Annotated in this window: 10 protein-coding genes and 2 pseudogenes; 4 read left to right on the top strand and 8 right to left on the bottom strand. The window is 69.6% G+C overall.

All coding sequences use genetic code 11. The features are described from left to right. Positions 1 to 124 precede the first annotated feature (124 nt). Entirely contained in the window at positions 125 to 544 is a 420-nt protein-coding gene (locus ACFVU9_RS09570; RefSeq protein WP_387591694.1) for an RICIN domain-containing protein, read from the bottom strand. Positions 545 to 922: 378 nt separating this feature from the next. Here ACFVU9_RS09570 and ACFVU9_RS09565 point away from each other — a divergent pair, with 378 nt between their 5' ends. Then, entirely contained in the window at positions 923 to 3,157 is a 2,235-nt protein-coding gene (locus ACFVU9_RS09565; protein ID WP_387591673.1) for an alpha-L-fucosidase, read from the top strand. Positions 3,158 to 3,511: 354 nt separating this feature from the next. On the opposite strand, the gene yjfF is transcribed toward ACFVU9_RS09565, so the two are convergent. The 7 genes from yjfF to ACFVU9_RS09530 form a co-directional block, all read right to left on the bottom strand. Then, on the bottom strand, positions 3,512 to 4,483 hold the full coding sequence (gene yjfF / locus ACFVU9_RS09560) for a galactofuranose ABC transporter, permease protein YjfF (protein WP_363658757.1): 972 nt from the start codon (positions 4,481 to 4,483) through the stop codon (positions 3,512 to 3,514). Next, positions 4,480 to 5,568, bottom strand: coding sequence for an ABC transporter permease (locus ACFVU9_RS09555; protein WP_387591669.1), 1,089 nt, complete (start codon positions 5,566 to 5,568; stop codon positions 4,480 to 4,482). Before ACFVU9_RS09555 ends, yjfF begins: the two co-directional genes overlap by 4 nt. Continuing rightward, entirely contained in the window at positions 5,565 to 7,088 is a 1,524-nt protein-coding gene (locus tag ACFVU9_RS09550; RefSeq protein ID WP_387591666.1) for a sugar ABC transporter ATP-binding protein, read from the bottom strand. Before ACFVU9_RS09550 ends, ACFVU9_RS09555 begins: the two co-directional genes overlap by 4 nt. 78 nt (positions 7,089 to 7,166) lie before the next feature. Continuing rightward, the gene (locus tag ACFVU9_RS09545; protein WP_363658768.1) at positions 7,167 to 8,150 is read right to left on the bottom strand and encodes an ABC transporter substrate-binding protein; all 984 of its coding nucleotides are present in this window, start codon (positions 8,148 to 8,150) and stop codon (positions 7,167 to 7,169) included. A 644-nt stretch (positions 8,151 to 8,794) separates the two neighbouring features. Beyond that, a complete protein-coding gene (locus ACFVU9_RS09540) occupies positions 8,795 to 10,333 on the bottom strand; it encodes an alpha-L-arabinofuranosidase B (protein WP_387591663.1) in 1,539 nt (512 codons plus the stop codon). 165 nt (positions 10,334 to 10,498) lie between these two features. After that, positions 10,499 to 12,052, bottom strand: a complete 1,554-nt coding sequence (locus ACFVU9_RS09535; protein ID WP_387591660.1) for an alpha-L-arabinofuranosidase B — start codon at positions 12,050 to 12,052, stop codon at positions 10,499 to 10,501. A 566-nt stretch (positions 12,053 to 12,618) separates the two neighbouring features. After that, complete coding sequence (locus tag ACFVU9_RS09530) at positions 12,619 to 14,040, bottom strand: non-reducing end alpha-L-arabinofuranosidase family hydrolase (RefSeq protein WP_387591657.1); 1,422 nt, start codon at positions 14,038 to 14,040, stop codon at positions 12,619 to 12,621. 383 nt (positions 14,041 to 14,423) lie between these two features. Between ACFVU9_RS09530 and ACFVU9_RS09525 the strand changes: the two are divergent. The 3 genes and pseudogenes from ACFVU9_RS09525 to ACFVU9_RS09515 form a co-directional block, all read left to right on the top strand. Then, a pseudogene (locus ACFVU9_RS09525) lies at positions 14,424 to 14,549 on the top strand (phytanoyl-CoA dioxygenase); the annotation flags it as partial. Then, positions 14,546 to 14,821 (top strand): annotated as a pseudogene (locus ACFVU9_RS09520) (hypothetical protein); the annotation flags it as partial. The pseudogenes ACFVU9_RS09525 and ACFVU9_RS09520, both read left to right, overlap by 4 nt. Positions 14,822 to 15,509: 688 nt before the next feature. Further along, positions 15,510 to 17,657 (top strand): alpha-galactosidase, encoded by a 2,148-nt coding sequence (locus tag ACFVU9_RS09515; RefSeq protein ID WP_387591653.1) that lies wholly within the window; start codon positions 15,510 to 15,512, stop codon positions 17,655 to 17,657. Positions 17,658 to 17,683 lie beyond the last annotated feature (26 nt).

The raw sequence follows: 17,683 nt of genomic DNA, 5'->3' as shown, positions 1-17,683 counted from the left end.
GCGCCGCCCCCCCCCCGGGGGGGGGGCGGCCCCCCCCCCCCCCGGGCCGCCCCCCCCCCCCCGACCCGTGCGGACCCCCCGGCCGGGGGGTCCTCACGGTGCCCGAATGGTCAGGCGCGGGCGGTCATGCCGTGCCCGGCAGGTGCCAGATCTGGTTCTTCTTGGTACTCAGCACGCTCGCGGGGTCGCAGGTCCACTGGTGGACGGGGGCTCCCGGTGCGGTCGACACCCCGCTGACGTCGACGCACTTGCCGCTGCCCACCGCGACGAGCTGGTAGTCCTGGCCGCTGCCCAGCGCGGTGACCGGCTGCAGCGTGAACATCTGGTTCGTCCCGCCGCCGCAGGTCCATCGGATGACGGCGGCTCCGTCGGCCGCGGAGGCACCCGAGACGTCCAGGCCCTTGCCGCTGTACTCGTCGACCACGGTGTAGGTGTTCGCCCGACCGGCGACTGGCTTGAGATCGAGCATCTGCTGGTAGCCGCCCTCGCCGTTGTACTGCTGGTACTGCGTAGCGCCGGCGGTGCTGAGGTTGGTGTCGTCCAGGCACTGACCGTCGTAGAGATATCACGTCTCCCTGGCCGCCAAACATCCTATGTATGCCGAGTGTTCATCCAACGAAGCACGGAGGTGACAGATCGTCAGATTGCGCGCCCATATTGCTTGAGCCAGCCAAAAGGCCAGGCCAGTGGCACTGTCAAGCACCCGCAGAGACATCCCATGTGTCGCCGGGCGAGCAGCTCGCCCCGTCCGATGCCTTGACAGTCGTCACGAGGCTGCCAGAATCGGCTGGGCCGCTTCTGTTATCGCTCACATTTCTACGCCTTGCACGCGGCAGGCCGTGTCGAGCCGCACGGCATGCGCTGCCCCAGCTTCGGTGTCGCGGCCCGGAACATCCTCCACCCAACGACGAAGGATCCAGCCATGGCGATCAACAGACGTGTCTTCCTGTCGAGTGCCGCCGGCATCGTTGCCGCCGCGACGGCGAATCTGACGCTCGGTACGACGAGGGCGGTCGCGGCTCCGTCGTCCTACTCGCCCACCTGGGCCTCGGTGGATCAGCACCCGCCGGCGCCGCAGTGGTTCCAGGACGCCAAGTTCGGGATCTACTTCCATTGGGGTGCCTTCAGTGTCCCGGCGTACGGCAGCGAGTGGTACCCGCGGAACATGTACATCGGCGGGAGCGATGTGAACAACCATCACATCGCCACCTACGGGGACCCGTCGGTCTGGCCCTACAACAACTTCCTCGACGGGGCCCGCGACAAGGCTGGCAACTGGGTGCAGTTCGCGCCCAAGTTGGCCTCCCAGGGCGGGAACTTCGACCCGGACGCCTGGGCCCAGCTCTTCGTGGACGCCGGCGCCCGGTTCGCCGGGCCGGTGGCGGAGCACCACGACGGCTTCTCGATGTGGAACAGCACGGTCAACGAGTGGAACTCGGTGCAGCGAGGACCGAAGCTGAACCTCCTGCAGATCTTCCGCGACTCGATCCGGGGCAAGGGACTGAAGCTGCTGGTGGCCATGCACCACGCCTACAACTTCAACGGCTACTACGACCACGCACCGGCGCAGCCGACCGCGAGCCTGCAGAAGCTCTTCGGCCAGCTGGGCACCACGGCGGAGAACCAGCTCTGGTACGACAAGCTCAAGGAGGTCATCGACCTGGCCCAACCGGACATCCTGTGGGAGGACTTCGACCTCTCCAAGGTCGACGAGACACAACGCCTGAACTTCCTCTCGTACTACTACAACCAGGCCCTGGGCTGGGGTCGGGAGGTCGTGGCCACCTACAAGGACGGTTACGACAACCTCGGCGAGGTCTTCGACTACGAACGCGGCGGCCCGGGCGACATCGCCAACCCGTACTGGCTGACCGACGACAGCATCAGCAGCTCCAGCTGGTGCTACACCGTCGGCATCGGCTACTACTCCACCCAGCAGATGCTGCACGCGCTGATCGACCGGGTCAGCAAGAACGGCAACATGCTGCTCAACATCGCCCCCATGGCGGACGGGACGATTCCCCAGGGCCAGAAGGACGTCCTTCTGGGCATCGGCGACCACCTCCACCGGTTCGGCGAGTCCGTGTACGCCACCCGGGCGTGGACGGTCTACGGGGAGGGGCCGACCAAGATGGGCGGCGGCTCCTTCACCACCCCCGTGGCAGGCACGAACAAGGACTTCCGGTTCACCCGCAGCAAGGACGGCACCGTCCTGTACGCCACGGTCCTCGGCTGGCCCGGGAGTTCCACGACCATCAGCACCCTGGCGAGCGACCGCATCGACCTCAGCTCCCTGACCTCGGTCCAACTGCTCAGTGCGACCGCAGGCACGTACACCAGCCTGCCCACCCCGACCCAGGCGAGCGACGGCCTGCACATCACGCTGCCGTCGTCCTCGGCCCCGTTCAACGCCCTCGCCTACGTCCTGAAGTTCACCTTCTCCGGTCAGATCCCCGTCCTCCAGCCCGGGGGCACCGGCGTGGCCACCGCGTACAGCGACATCTCGTACGCGGGCACGGCGGCCGCGCTGGTGCTGGGCGGCTACACGGCCGCCCAGTTGCAGAGCGCGGGGCTGGCGGCGCAGACCATCTCGTCCCTGCGGGTTCCGGCCGGCTACCAGGTGATCGGCTACTCCGGCGACAACTTCACCGGGACGGCGTGGACCTTCGGCGCGGACAACCCCGACCTGCGCAGCACCGGCAACAACGACGCCGTCACCTCGCTGAAGGTGATCTTCAACCCGGCGGCCTACTTCCGGATCGGCAACGTCACCGACGGCCTGGCCCTGGACAGCGGCGGCAACGTCGCCTCGGGCAGCAACCTCAAGCAGTGGACCTGGAACGGCAGCCCCAATCTCCAGTGGCAGGCGGTCGAGCTCGGCAACGGCTACTACAAGCTGGTCAACCGCACCAACGGGATGGTCGCCGACGGCTGGGGCGCCACCTCCAACGGGGCACCCGCGCAGCAGGCTCCCTGGAACGGCGGCACCAACCAGCAGTGGCAGATCACCGATCGGGGCAACGGCCTGTACAGCATCGCCAACCGCACCACGGGCCTGGTCCTGGACGGCGGCGGCCAGGTCGCCGCCGGCTCCGTCACCAAGCAGTGGGGCTGGAACGGCAGCTCCAACCTGCAGTGGTCCGTCATCGCACAGTAGGCCGTCGAACGGGCGGTTCACGACGCGCTGCCCAACCGCTACAACGCCGTCGACGAGTCCGCTCCGCAGGCCTGTCCGCGTGGCCAGCGCGCCAGGACCCTTCGTCGGGCTCCCGCAGCCGGGAGTCCGACGAAGGGCAGCCCGACGAACGGCCCGGGGCCGTCAGCCGACAGGCAGCAGGGCCGGGTCCGCCATGATCCGGCGGACCGTCGTCAGCGGTCGAGCAGCTGGACCGGCTCGCCCTGGAGCACCTCCTCGACACCCGCTGACCGTAGCCCTGCCCGAGCCGGGTCGTGCCACCACCTGGACGCCCCGGCAGGGCCTGTCCGGGCCGTGCCGGGGCGACGCGGTGTGCTACCGCCGGCGGGCGGTGATCAAACGCTGCAGGACGATGAAGACGAACAGCAGGGCGCCGATGACGATGCGGGTCCACCAGGAGCTGAGGGTGCCCTGGAAGCTGATCACGGTCTGGATCAGGCCGAGCACCAGCACGCCCAGCAGGGTGCCCAGCAAGTAGCCGGAGCCTCCGGTGAGCAGGGTGCCGCCGATGACGACCGCGGCGATCGCGTCGAGTTCGAGGCCCACCGCGTGCAGGCCGTAGCCGGACAGCATGTAGAAGGTGAGCAGTACCCCGCCGAGCGCGGAGCAGAAGCCGCTGATCGCGTAGACGGTGGTCTTGGTGCGCTGCACCGGCAGGCCCATGAGCAGCGCGGACTGCTCGCTGCCGCCGAGCGCGTACACGTTGCGGCCGAACCGGGTGTAGTGCAGCACGACGAACCCGACCGCCAGCACCAGCAGCGCGATGACCGCGCTCGGTGAGACGAACAGGCTGCCGAGCGGAATCCGGGTCTGCGCCATGGCGGTGTACTGCGGGTCGGTGATGGAGATCGACTCGACGCTGATCGTGTAGCACAGGCCGCGGGCCAGGAACATGCCGGCCAGGGTGACGATGAACGGCTGGATCTCGAAGACGTGGATGACCCAGCCCATCAGCCAGCCGCCCGCGGTGCCCATCAGCAGGACCAGCGGGATCACCAGCAGCGGCGGCCAGCCGTGCAACTGGACCAGCCAGGCGGAGACCATGGTGGACAGCGCCACCACCGCGCCGACCGACAGGTCGATGCCTCCGGTCAGCACGACGAAGGTCATGCCGACCGCGACGACGAGCAGGAAGGCGTTGTCGATCAGCAGGTTGAGCACGACCTGGCCGGAGAAGAAGCCGTCGTACTGCACCGAGCCGACGCTGAACATCGACACCAGCAGGACCGCGGTGACCAGCAGCGGGATCTGCCCGCGCAGGCGGGTCAGCAGGGCGTTGGCGTTCATTCGCCGACCTCCCGGTTGATGGGGGCCACAGCGTGCGGCCGGACGGCGGCGGTGCGCCGGGCCCGGGCGCCGCGGGCAGCGAGCTTGGCGCGGAAGACGGGCGACTGGATCAGGCAGACCGCGATCACCACGAACGCCTTGAACACCAGGGTGGTCTCCGGCGGGATGCCGATGGTGTAGACGGTGGTGGAGAGGGTCTGGATGATGAGCGCGCCCAGGACGGTGCCGCCGATCGAGAACCGGCCGCCGTTCAGCGAGGTCCCGCCGAGCACCACCGCGAGGATGGCGTCCAGTTCGATCCAGAGTCCGGCGTTGTTGCCGTCGGCGGCCGAGACGTTGGAGGACACCATCAGGCCCGCCAGCGCCGCGCACAGCGCGCTGAACACGTAGACCAGGGCCACCAGCCGCATCGCCCGGATGCCGACCAGCCGGCTGGCCACCGGGTTGCCGCCGACGGACTCCAGCAGCAGCCCGAGCGCGGTCAAGCGGGTCAGCAGCACGGTGGCCAGCACCACCAGCGCGCTGAGCAGGATCGCGAACGGCATGGTCAGCCAGTAGCCGCCGCCGATCAGCTTGTACGGCTCGCTGGTGACGGTGATGATCTGGCCGTCGGTGATCAGCTGGGCCAAGCCGCGTCCGGCGACCATCAGGATCAGCGTGGCGATGATCGGCTGGACGCCGACCTTGGCCACCAGCACCCCGTTCGCGACGCCCAGCAGCACCGCCGTGCCGAGCGCGATGCCCGTCGCCCCGAACACCGTGCCGAGGCTCGCCGGGTCGGCGGCCTCGCTGATGTGCTGGCAGGCCAGCGCACCGGCGATGGCGACGGTGGAGCCGACCGACAGGTCGATGCCGCCGGTGGCGATCACCAGGGTCATGCCCAGGGAGACCAGGATCAGCGGGGCGCCGAAATGCAGGATGTCGACCGTACTGCCGTACAGGTGGCCGCCCTGGACGTGGACGGCGAAGAAGTCCGGGGTGAAGGCGAGGTTGCCGAGCAGCAGCACGGCCAGCACCACGGCCGGCCAGAACAGCCGGGACCGCGTCACCGCCCTCGCCCGCGCGGTGGTCAGTGCCGTGGTCATTCTTCCGCTCCGCTCGCGATGGTGGCCAGGACACGCTCCGGGGTGAGCTCGACGTCGTTGTCGAGCTGGGCGACCATCCGGTGGTCGCGCAGTACGCCGACCCGGTGACTGAGCCGCAGCACCTCCTCCAGCTCGGCGGAGATGAACAGCACCGCCATGCCGTCCTCGGCGAGGTTCGCCACCAGCTTCTGGATCTCGGCCTTCGCCCCGATGTCGATGCCCCGGGTGGGTTCGTCCAGGATCAGCAGCTTGGGGTCGGTGAGCAGCCAGCGGGCGAGCAGCACCTTCTGCTGGTTGCCGCCGCTGAGGTTGCGCACCAGCGCCTCGGGGTCGCCGGGGCGGATGTCCAGGGCGCGTATCCAGCGCAGCGCGTACGCGTCCTGCGCGGTGCGCGACAGCGGGCGCGTCCAGCCGCGGGACGCCTGCAGAGCCAGGACGATGTTCTCCCGGACGGTCAGTTCGCCGACCAGGCCCTCGGTCTTGCGGTTCTCGGAGCAGAACGCGATGCCGTGGGCGATCGCGTCGCGCGGGCTGCGCAGCGCGGTCTCGACGCCCTCGATCCGCAGCGTGCCTCCGTCGCTCTGGTCGGCGCCGAACAGCAGCCGGGCGGCCTCGGTCCGCCCGGAGCCCAACAGCCCGGCCAGTCCGATCACTTCGCCGGGCCTGATGGCCAGGTCGTACGGCTCGACCGCGCTGCGCCGGGTCATCCCGTCGGCCTGCAGGAACGCCGTTCCGTCGGCCGGTGCGGTGCGTTCGCGCCGCTTTCCGCCGCCGAGCTGGTCGAGTCCGGCGAGCTCGGTGCCGATCATCCGGGAGACGAGTTCGACCTGGTTCAGCTCCCCGGTCAGGTACTCGCCCTCCAGTCGGCCGTTGCGCAGCACCGTCATCCGGTCGCAGATCTCGTAGATCTGGTCGAGGAAGTGCGAGACGAACAGGATCGCCACGCCCTGGTCGCGCAAGCGCCGCATGACGGCGAAGAGTTGGCGCACCTCGTCGCGGTCCAGGCTGGAGGTGGGCTCGTCCAGGATCAGCACCTTGGCGGAGACGTCGACCGCACGGACGATCGCCACCAGCTGCTGGACGGCGATGGAGTAGCTGTTCAGCGGCGCGCTGACGTCGACGTCCAGGTCCAGCTCGCGGACCAGCTCGGCGGCCCGGCGGCGCATCGCCGCCCAGCCGATCAGGCCGAACCGGCGGGGTTCGCGCCCGATGAAGATGTTCTCCGCGACCGACAGGTTCGGGCAGAGGTTCACCTCCTGGTAGACCGTGCTGATCCCGGCCTGCTGGGCCTGCAACGGCCCGTCGATCCGCACCCGATCGCCGGCCAGCACCACCTCGCCGCCGTCCGACTGGTGGACGCCGGTGAGCACCTTGATCAGCGTGGACTTGCCGGCGCCGTTCTCCCCCATCAGCGCGTGCACCTCGCCGGGGAAGAGCCGGAAGTCGACCCCGTCCAGCGCCACCACCCCGGGGAACTCCTTGCGGATACCCCGGACTTCCAGGACCGGTTGCTGACGCACCCCGGTTCTCCTCTCGTCGTGCGATCCGGCTCACCGGGGAGCGATCCGGCCGATCGCTCCCCGGGCCGGCCAGGCCGGTCAGTACTGGCGGTTGGGCAGGGCCGCGGTGGCCTGCTCGGGAGTGAAGGTGCCCTCCTCGGTCTTGATCCGCCGCGGCACCTGCTCACCCGCCTTGACCTTCTTCACCAGGTCCATCAGCTGGTCGCCGAGCAGCGGGTTGCACTCGACGTCGTAGTTGATCTTCCCCTGGCTCATCGCGGTGAAGGCGTCCTTGACGCCGTCCACAGAGACGATCTTGATATCGGTGCCCGGCTTCTTGCCGGCCTCCTCGATCGCCTGGATCGCGCCGAGCGCCATGTCGTCGTTGTGCGCGTACAGCACGTCGATCTTCGACTGGGACTTCAGGAAGGCCTGCATGACCTCCTTGCCCTTCGCGCGGGTGAAGTCGCCGGTCTGCGAGGCGACCACCTTGAACTTGGGCTCACCCTTGGTGGCGTCCGCGAAGCCGGACTTGCGGTCGTTGGCCGGCGCCGAACCGGTGGTGCCCTCCAGCTGGACGATGTTCACCTCGTCGGACTTGCCCTGGTACTCCTTCACCAGCCAGTCGCCGGCCTTCTTGCCCTCCTCGACGAAGTCCGAGCCCAGGAAGGAGACGTAGAGCGACTCGTCCTTGGAGTCCACCGCGCGGTCGGTCAGGATGACCGGGATCTTGGCGTCCTTCGCCTCCTTCAGCACGGTGTCCCAACCCGACTCCACCACCGGCGAGAAGGCGATCACGTCCACCTTCTGCTGGATGAACGAGCGGATCGCCTTGATCTGGTTCTCCTGCTTCTGCTGCGCGTCGGAGAACTTGAGCTCGATGCCCGCCTTCTTCGCGGACTCCTGGATCGACTTGGTGTTCGCGGTGCGCCAACCGCTCTCCGCGCCGACCTGCGAGAAGCCCACCACGAGCTTGTGGCCGGCCCCCTTGTCGGCCGAGCCCCCGCCTCCGCCGGAACCGCACGCGGTGAGGACGGTGACCATCGCACCGGCGACCAGGGCCGCCGCAGCTCTCTTGGACATGGTGGGACTTCCTCTCGGGATCATCGATCGCGCGAACGGCACCGACTGCGTGAACGCAAGGTATCGTCGCCGTTTCGCTCGGAACCGATTGTTAACGCTAACAATTGGCCCCAGCAAGGCCTCCGCGCCGCGTTACCCAATCTTGACCAGGACGCCACCGGCAATCGGAGGCACCCTCAACCCCATATCCATGACGGCCAGTTGACGACCGGAGGAGCACGCTCCCTGCCGTGGAGGACCGGAATCACGGAACACGCCTCGGGCCCGATCGGGGCAGGTCACACCAGATCGGCGGTGCACGATCGGAGGCTCGCCGCACTCGATGGCGTCGGCGCCGGCTCGCCGTCGACCAGTCACAACACCTGCCGCACTGCGGTCGACGGCCGGCCGCCGCCATGCCGCCGAACCGCCGCCCGTGCCGCTCCGGGGCAGTTGAGGCGGTCGGCGCGGCAGGCTCGCGCCGGCCCGGGCGGGCGGCTTCTCGGCGGCTCCGCCGACCGTGGCCGGGCGCGCAGGCCCCGGCCGCAATGGCTGCGCCGAGCTCAGGGGCGGTCTCGCCCCTGAGCTCGGCACCCGTCAGGACCATCGGCACCATGGCCCGCCCGCAGCATCGCGCTGCGCACGACCGCCGGCGCCCCGGCGGCTCAGCCCCAGGGCTGGGCCACCAGCCAGCTGGTGTCGTCAGCCCAACTGGCGGAGCTGTCCCAGCTGTTGGAGCCTCCGTTGTCGGCAATGTAGACCGTGTAGTTGTAGTGGCGGAGGTACTTCGTCGGGAAGTTGACGGACTGGAAGGAGGTGCCGACCCCGCTGTTGCCGCTGGTGGCGCAGAAGGTGGCGTCCTGCGCGAAGGAGCCTGCGCCGCTGTCGAAGTCCAGGTAGAGCTCGTAGTTGTAGTGGTGCAGGAACTGCCCGGGGTTGTTGGCGGACTCGAAGGACAGGCAGGAGCTGTTGGCCAGTCCGGCGCGGACGATCCAAGTGGCGTCGGCCTTGTCGGTGGCCGAGCCGGCGGAGCTGGTGTCGGAGATGACGACCTTGGAGTCGGTGTCGTTGTGGCGGAGGTAGTGGGAGGTGCAGCAGGGCGCGGTGGTGGCCCGCAGGGAGATCCGGGAACCGGGGGTCAGCGTGCCGGTGCTGGTCGAACCGCTGTTGTAGCCCACGGCGGTGATGTTGGCCTGGACCGCGTTCTCGGTGGCGTCCGACGGGTAGCCCTGGGTCATGACCCCTTCGTAGAAGGTGCCTTGGGCCCACTTGCTGTTGTCACCGCCGATGCCGAGGATGATCGCGCCTTCCTTGTGCATCGGGTCGTAACCGGTGGCGTTGGGGCGTGCGCCGTTGTAGAAGGTGGACAGACCGCCCGACTGCGCGTCGCCGCCGTGGAGGGCCCACTGGTTCGGGCCGCCCTTGAGCATGGCGGTCAGGAATCGGTTGCTGACGCTGGGGTCATTGGCGTTGAATCCTCGGTTGACCCCGGAGAACAGGCCGTTCTCCAGGTCGGCCATGACCCAGGGGCCGTTGCCGCTGCCCGAGCCCCAGCTCTTGTTGTTGCCGAAGTAGAGGGCCTCCATGTGGCCGTTGCCGGTGTCCAGGTTGTTGGTCTCGGCGTTGCCGTAGTCGAAGCAGCAGCCGCCGTTGAAGTGCGTGCCGTCGAAGACGGCGTACATGCCCTCGGCCTGGTCGCCGGTGGCGATGCCGTTGGTGTTGTTGTTGCGGTACCCGGTCCCGGGGGCGACGTAGACGCCGTACGCCTTGTGTCCGCCGACGGTGACCGGCGCTTCGAAGGCGTTGGCGAGGTTGTCCGGCCCGCCGGCCGCCCCGCCGGCAGGCGCCTGGGTGAGGTGGTTGCCCTTGCCGGACTGGTCGTAGAGGACGGTGATGACGCAGCTGGTGCCGGCGCAGAAGGAGTCCTGCGCGGCGGCGTCGGCGTATCCGCCGGCGCCCAGCAGGCCGATGTCCTTGGTCGCGTTGTCGGAGGCGCGCCTGACCTGGTACAGCGGGCCGTTGTACGCCCCGTACAGGGCCCGGGTGGTGCTGTGCGCGGCAACGCACGGGGTGTTGCCCGCGGCGTAGATGTCGCACGGTCCCTGGGTGGCGGCCTGTGAGGTGCCGGCCGTGGCGGTGAGCAGGCCGGCGGCGAGCGCAGCGGTGGTACCGGCCGCGAGGAACGCGTGTCGGAGGCGGTTCATCCACGGTTTGATCATGAGGAGTTCCTTCACTGGGTGGGGGTGGGGGGCGCCGACGAACCTCCCGGTGTCCGGCTGTGCGGACGGCACGGGTTGCGCTGGCGCCTGCGGGTCCGGTGCGGCTTCCTGCCCTCGTGGGCACCGGACCCCCTGCACGGGGGCTGCTGGTCAGCTCCAGGGGACGGCGACGAGCCAGCTGGTGTCCTGGGCCCACGACGAAGGGCTGTCCCAGGCGTCGGTGCCGCCGTCGCTCGCGACGTAGCCGGCGAAGCGGTAGTGGCGGACGTACCTCTCCGGGAAGTTGAGGGACTTCAGGGAGTAGCCGGTGCCGCTGTTCCCGGGCTGCGCGCAGAAGGTGGCGTCGGCGGCGAACTGGCTGGTGCCCGCGTTGGGCTGGAGAAGGAGCTGGAACGCGTAGTGCCTGAGGTACCTGCCGGGCATGTCGGCCGACTCGAAGGAGACGCAGCCACTGCCGGCCAGGCCGGCCCGGACGATCCAGGTGGCGCCGCCCTTGTCGATGGCGGAACTGCCGGAGGTCACCGGCGCGATCACGACCCTGTCGTCGCTCGTGTCGTGCTGCAGGTAGTCGTCGGTGCAGCAGGAGGTGGTGGCCCGCAGCGACACCTTCGCGCCCGGTGTGAAGGGGGCGGTGACGTCGGTGCGGTAGCCGGCCGCGGCGATGTTGGCCTGGACCGCGGCGTCGGTGGCGTCGGAGGGGTAGCCCTTGACCATCGCCCCCTCGTAGAAGGTGCCCGCGCTCGCGTTGCGGTTGGTCTGGCAGCAGTCGCCGCCGCTGCCGAGGATGACGGCACCCTGCTTGCGCATCGGGCTCCATCCGCTGGGCAGCGAACCGCTGTAGAGCTCGGTCAGGCTCCCGGACTCGGCGTTGGCGCCCTTGAGTGCCATCTGGCTGGTGCCGTCGTTCTTGAGCATCGCGGTGACGAAGCGGCTGGTCTGCGGGACCTGGCGGGGGTTCCACGCCTTGCCGCCACCGGAGAACAGGCCGTTCTCCAGATCCGCCTGCACCCACGGGCCGGTTCCGCTGCAGCCGCCGAACCAGCATTCCGTGCCGAAGCTGATCGCGTCCATGGCGCCGTTGCCGTCGGCCTTGTGGTCGATCTCAGTGTTGCCGTAGTCGAAGCAGCAGCCGTTGTTGACGTGGGTGCCGCTGGTGACCATGTACTCGCCTTCGGACGAGCTGCCGGTCGGCACGCCCCCGGCGGAGTTGTGGGCGAAGTAGCTGTTGCCGGGTTCGATGGAGAGCGCGTACGCCTTGTGGCCGCCCACGCTCAGCGGCTCCGTGTTCGCGACGGCCGCCGTGTCGGCGCCGCCGGTCCCGCCGGGCCCCTGGTAAACCAGGGTGTTGCCGCCGCCGGTCTGGTCGTAGACGCGGGTGATGGTGCAGGTGGTGGCCGCGCAGAAGGAGTCCTGTGCCGCGGCGTCGGCGATGCCCCCGGCGGACAGTACCCCGACGTCGTGCAACGTGCCGTCCGAGGCCCGCTGCACCTGGTACAGCGGGCCGCCGTAGGAGGCGAACAGCGCACGGGTGGTGCTGTGCGCCGCGACGCACGGCGTTCCGCCGCCGGCGTAGACGTCGCACGGCCCCTCGGCCGCGGCCTCAGCGGTGCCCGTGCCGGCGAGCAGACCGGCGGCCAGCACCGCGGTCGTTCCGACCGCCGCCAGCGCCCGGCGGGCGCGGCTCAGCCACGATCGTATGGTCATGAACGAACTCCTTCGCGGGTGGGGGAAGGAAGAAGGCGTTCCAATATTGTTAGCGTTAACAACAGTGGCCGGAAAAGAGCGCACCCGGGACGCCGAGGAAGTTCCTGGCCGGGCTGCGCCGCCCCTCACTATGGCCAGACGCTGAGACACCGTCAAGATGGCTGGTTGTTAACGCACACAATCGTGAGATCGCCTCCGCGACGACGACTTCCGGGTGTCGGGCGGGTGTCGGGCGGGTCCGGGGCGGCCGGGTCCGGGGCGGGAGTCCCCGCACGCCCGTGCTGTGGCGTGCGGGGACCCGCGTCCTGGGGCCGCCGTCAGGCCGGGTAGGGCAGCTCCGCCTCCACGGTGCCGGCCGGGCTGACGTTCAGCGCGCCGTCCGGGCCGCCGATCCGCAGCGCCAGGGGCACGGGCCGCCGGAGGCGTTCGTCAAGTGACCACCCGCTGAACGGCTCCGTGGAGTGGCTGCACAGGAACCGCCTGCATCCAGGACGAGGAACCCCGACCGGCGCGCGGCCGGGGTTCCTCCAGGCGTCGGGTACCGGTTCTCAGACGGACCGGGCGGGTCAGCGCTGCAGGGTGAGCACGCCCGGCCGGTACGGCAGCTGGATGTAGGACGTGCCGTCCGAGTTGGGGTTCCTGCCCTGGTAGAGGAACTGCATGTTGCATGGGTCGATGGTCATGGTCTGGTCGGGGTTGTTGCGAACCAGGTCACCGTGGCTGATGTCATTGGTCCAATTGGCACCGCTGTTGGCCTTGCTCGCGAAGGCGTCGCTCGCGGTGGCGGCCTGCGGAGTCCAGGAACCGTTCAGGCTGGTGGCGGTGAACGAGCGGAAGTAGCGGTGCTCGTTCACGTCCCGGGCCTCGACGATCATGAGGTACTGGTTCTGGCCCTGGACCTTGTAGACCTGGGGCGCCTCGAACAGGTTCTGCACCGTGTCGCTCATGACCGTGGTGTACGAGGAGCCGAAGCTACCGGGGAAGTTCCCGATCGGCATGCTCGCCCGGTAGATGCTGCCGTTGTCACCGGCGAAGAACAGGTACATGTTCTGGTCGTCGGCGATCAGGGTCGGGTCGATCGGGCCGCCGGTGGGGAGACTGCCGGTGAACAGCGCCTGCGGCGCGGACCAGCCGTTGGGGTTGGTGGGGTCGCTGGACGTGCGGTACGTGAAGGGCCAGGCGGTCCCCCACCCCAGTGAGGCCAGCACCCAGGTGTTCTTGGGCGCGAAGTAGAACAGCTGGGGCGCCACCGCGGACGAGGACATGACGGTCTGGGTGGCCGAGGCCATGTCCGCCCAGTTCGTGAAGGGAGCGAATCCCATCGACTTCCACGACGTTCCGTCGGAGTAGGTCGCGTAGACCAGGTGCTTGCCGTTGTAGACCACGTCGGTGAAGTCCTTCAGCGCGGCTCCCCCGTTCACCGGCTCCGCCAGCGGACCGGTCGAGGTCCACCGGTACGTCGACGGGAGAGCACACGTGGCGCCCGTCCCGGACAGGCCGGTCCACTGCTGGTTGCCGGTGCCGCCGCAGTTCCAGAGTTGCACCGCCGTCCCGTTGGCCGTACCACCGCCCGACACGTCCAGGCACAGCCCGGACTCCACACCGACGACCGTCCCGTCGGAATTCACCCGCCACTGCTGGTTCGCGGCGCCGGTACAGGCCCAGATCTCCACCCGCGTGCCGGCCGCGGTGGCGTGGCCCGGAACATCCAGGCACTTGGTGCCGTACACGGTCAGCTGGTTGCCGGACGTCAACGTCCACTGCTGGTTGGTCCCGCCCGAACAGTCCCAGATCTGAAGGAACGTTCCGTCGGTCTGGCTCGCGTTCGGCACATCGAGACACCGACCGGAACCCGCACCGCGCAATGCGCCGCTGGTGGCCGCCTGAGCCTGGCCTGCGACGAGCATCGACGCCAACGCCACCACGGCCGCAGCCACGGCGGTGAGCACCACGGACAGAGGTCTGCGGTTGGAACTTCGTCTGCGCATCGAGATGTCCTATCTGTGGGGATGGAGCTGTCACACGGTTCGGTTGTCGTTGACACGTGTGCTACCTGGCGGCGCGCGCCAGGAGTCGGGATCGGCCGGCGGGGAAGCCCCACCTTTGCCTGTCGGACTTCAGAAGCCCTGCACAGGTGCTTCTCTCTGCGGGGAAGGTCGGCGGAGGATGCGCCTCCAACTCGCCGTATGCGAAGGCGTTGCCGTCCACCGAGTCGGCGGGGGCGACGTGCAGCTCGCCAAGGGTGTTAGCGCTAACAATGCAGGGTCGAAGGGAGCCCTCCCAGTGGGAGGCAGATGAGATCTTGAACGTGAGCGGAGTCAATACCCGCCCACCTCGGCACGTCAAGACAGCTGCAACGACTTCCCGTGCCGCGACCGGTCGACCGGAGCGGTCCAACCGCATCCTGCCGTGGCGGGCGCTGACCGGCGACGACAGCTACGACCTCGACCACCGGGTGACCAGGGTCTCCAACCGTCCCAAGGAGAAGACGCCATGACGACCGATTCGGCCCCGCAGCAGATGCTGGTGCTCTACCGGTCCAGCTCCGCACTGGACTCCTCCGTCGTCGGCTGGGCGAGGTACGACGGCACCGGCCGCACCTCTCCCACCACCGACGACAGCGACGAGCCGCCGTACGAGACAGGAGTGACGGCGCTCCGGGAGGGCCGGCGGCTGTTCCAGGCCGCCCAGCTGATCCCGCCGTACCCGGGTCACGAGTACGACGTCTCCTCCCTCAAGCACGAGTTCTTCTTCGAACGGATCGCCGACGCCCGCAGCCCCGGGGTGGCGATGACGCCCTTCGGGGCCACGGTGACGGGTGCCGGCCTCGTCCAGCCCGCTCCCCGGCCCCCGCTTTCCGCCGAGCCCCACCCCCAGGTGGCGAGTGTGCCCCGGCGGAACAGAAGCAGACCCCGGACGTGGCATCCCTGCAACCTGACGACTCGTCATCAACTGTCAGAATGTGCGGTGTAGGTGAACCGGCCGGCGATCGGACATGGGATGCGATGCAGGCCTCCGTGGAGCGGGTGCATCCCCCCGTTCCTCCTGACAGTGCCGCCTGTCGAGCAGCTTTGCAGATACGGGCCTGTCATCGTGACTCCTGCGCCTGTTCCCGGCCATGGGATGTTCAGCGCGAGGGCGAACGTGCTATCTCTTGGAGTGCACTCCGTCCGGCGGGAGCACGGAACCAACCCGCCGGCGAAGGGAGCCCGAACCGGCGAACGCGGCGGACCAGCGCATGTGCGAACGCTGACCGCGCTCCTGACGGAACCGGACAGGCCCGTGACCGGACGGCTCCGGCCGTGCCCCAGACGGACGAGGACGCTTCCGCGCCGGGCACGGCTCGTCGGCCGCAGCGGTGACCGCATCGCCCCCGTGTCCCACAGCTGCCGCGCCGCGACGGTACAGCCCGGCTCCCGTCGTGCACTGGACCAGGACTCCCCTGAGCGAGGACTAGATGACTGAGGCGAACCTCGTCGTGCTGTCGGCCGGTGACGCGGCCCTCGTGCTCGACACCACCGGACCCGCGATGCCCCGGGTGCTGCACTGGGGCGTCGATCCCGGCTTCCGTGCCGGCGACGCCGCGCAGGTGCTCGACGCCATGGCCCGGACCTCGCGCCACCAGGCCGGGAGTCTGATGCCCTCCCAGGGGCAGGGCTGGGGCTGGTTCGGACGTCCGACCCTGTCCGGGCACCGCGACGGCCGGGTGCGCCCTCTGCGCTTCGAGCTCGCCGAACCGGCCGCCGTACGCGCCCAGGACGGCCGGGGCGGCACCCTCCGTGCGCGGGCCCTGGACCCCGGTGCGAGGCTCGCGCTGGACACCGAACTGCAGATGACGGAGCAGGGCGTGGTGCGGCTGCGCCACACCCTGACCAACACGGCCACGGACACCTACACCCTGGACGTCCTCACGTGTGTACTGCCGGTGCCCGCCCACACCGCGGAACTGCTGGACTTCGCGGGCCGCTGGGCCCGTGAGCGCTCCCCGCAGCGCGCTCCGCTGCGGCAGGGTGTGTGGTCGAGGGAGAGCCGTCGCGGCCGCACCGGCTTCGACGCCGGGTTGCTGCTCGCCGGCACCGAAGGCTTCGGCTTCCGCCACGGCGAGGTCTGGGGCGTGCATCCCGCCTGGAGCGGCAACCACGTCCAGTACGCGGAGCGGCTGGCCGACGGGACGACGGTCCTCGGCGGCGGCGAACTGCTGGACGCAGGTGAGATCCGGTTGGCGGAGCACGAGTCGTACCGAACCCCGTGGGTGTACTTCGCGACCTCCGGCACGGGCCTGGACGGGATCAGCCGCGGATTCCACGACATGCTCCGGAGCCGACCCCGGCACCCGAACTCCGCCCGGCCGGTCACCATGAACATCTGGGAGGCGGTCTACTTCGACCACGATCCCGAGCAGGTACGCGCCCTTGCGAACACCGCGGCAACGGTCGGCGTGGAACGGTTCGTCGTGGACGACGGCTGGTTCCGGCACCGCCGCCACGACCGGGCCGGCCTCGGCGACTGGTACGTCGACGAGAAGGTGTGGCCCGACGGGCTCCGCCCGCTCGCCGACCACGTCCACGGCCTCGGCATGCAGTTCGGCCTCTGGGTCGAACCCGAGATGGTCAACCGCGACTCCGACCTGGCCCGCGCCCACCCCGACTGGTTCCTCGCCGACCCCGAACGCCTCCCGTTCGAGCAGCGCAGCCAGCACGTCCTGGACGTCGCGCACCACAACGCCCACGCCTACCTACTGGAGCGGATCAGCGCCCTCGTCCGAGACGTGGGCATCGACTACCTCAAGTGGGACCACAACCGCGACCTCGCCGACGCCGTCCACGACGGCCGACCCGGTGTGCACGCGCAGACCACGGCGGTCTACCGGCTCCTGGACGAACTGCGCGGCCGCCACCCCGGGCTGGAGATCGAGTCCTGCTCCTCCGGCGGAGCCCGCGCCGACCTCGGCATCCTCGAACGCACCGACCGGATCTGGGGATCGGACAACATCGACCCGATCGAACGCCAGGCCATCCAGCGCTGGACCGGCCTGCTCCTGCCCCCCGAGCTGATCGGCTCCCACATCGGCTCCGCCCCCGCCCACATCAGCCGCCGCGACACCACGCTCGCCTTCCGCTGCGCCACCGCCCTGTTCGGTCACGCGGGCATCGAATCCGACATCTCGAACTGGTCGCAGGACGAGCTGACCGCACTGACCTCATGGGTCGGTGCCTACAAGCAGCTACGGCCGCTGCTCCACGGCGGCGACGTCGTCCGCACCGACCACCCCGACCCGGCCGCCTGGGTCCACGGCGTCGTCTCGCGGGACCGGACCCGCGCCGTCTTCGTGTACGTCCAACTCGACACCTCCGTCGCCGAGAACGGCGCGCCCGTACGCCTCGCGGGCCTGGACCCCGAGGTCCATTACGCCCTGCGGGTGCGGCCCGAGCTCTCCTGCCCAGAGCACACCTGGCCCGCCTGGGCACGACGGGCGTCCGCGCTCACCCTGACCGGCCGGTTCCTGACCCAGGTCGGCCTGGCCGCCCCGGCCCTGGCCAACCAGCCCGGCCAGGCGTTGGTGCTTGAGGCCCGGACGCAGCCGCCGGCCTCCGGGAGGCGATGACGAGGTCGACGAAGGCGTACCGCGCC

The organism is Kitasatospora sp. NPDC057936 (assembly GCF_042887525.1).
Lineage (GTDB): Bacteria > Actinomycetota > Actinomycetes > Streptomycetales > Streptomycetaceae > Kitasatospora.
This window is presented reverse-complemented; position numbering and strand designations above follow the sequence as displayed.

Coding starts and splice junctions, on each gene's coding strand:
- ACFVU9_RS09555 (WP_387591669.1), bottom strand. CDS start 5,568: ATGACCACGGCACTGACCACCGCGCGGGCGAGGGCGGTGACGCGGTCC.
- ACFVU9_RS09545 (WP_363658768.1), bottom strand. CDS start 8,150: ATGTCCAAGAGAGCTGCGGCGGCCCTGGTCGCCGGTGCGATGGTCACC.
- ACFVU9_RS09530 (WP_387591657.1), bottom strand. CDS start 14,040: ATGCGCAGACGAAGTTCCAACCGCAGACCTCTGTCCGTGGTGCTCACC.
- ACFVU9_RS09515 (WP_387591653.1), top strand. CDS start 15,510: ATGACTGAGGCGAACCTCGTCGTGCTGTCGGCCGGTGACGCGGCCCTC.
- ACFVU9_RS09540 (WP_387591663.1), bottom strand. CDS start 10,333: ATGAACCGCCTCCGACACGCGTTCCTCGCGGCCGGTACCACCGCTGCG.
- ACFVU9_RS09535 (WP_387591660.1), bottom strand. CDS start 12,052: ATGACCATACGATCGTGGCTGAGCCGCGCCCGCCGGGCGCTGGCGGCG.
- ACFVU9_RS09565 (WP_387591673.1), top strand. CDS start 923: ATGGCGATCAACAGACGTGTCTTCCTGTCGAGTGCCGCCGGCATCGTT.
- yjfF (WP_363658757.1), bottom strand. CDS start 4,483: ATGAACGCCAACGCCCTGCTGACCCGCCTGCGCGGGCAGATCCCGCTG.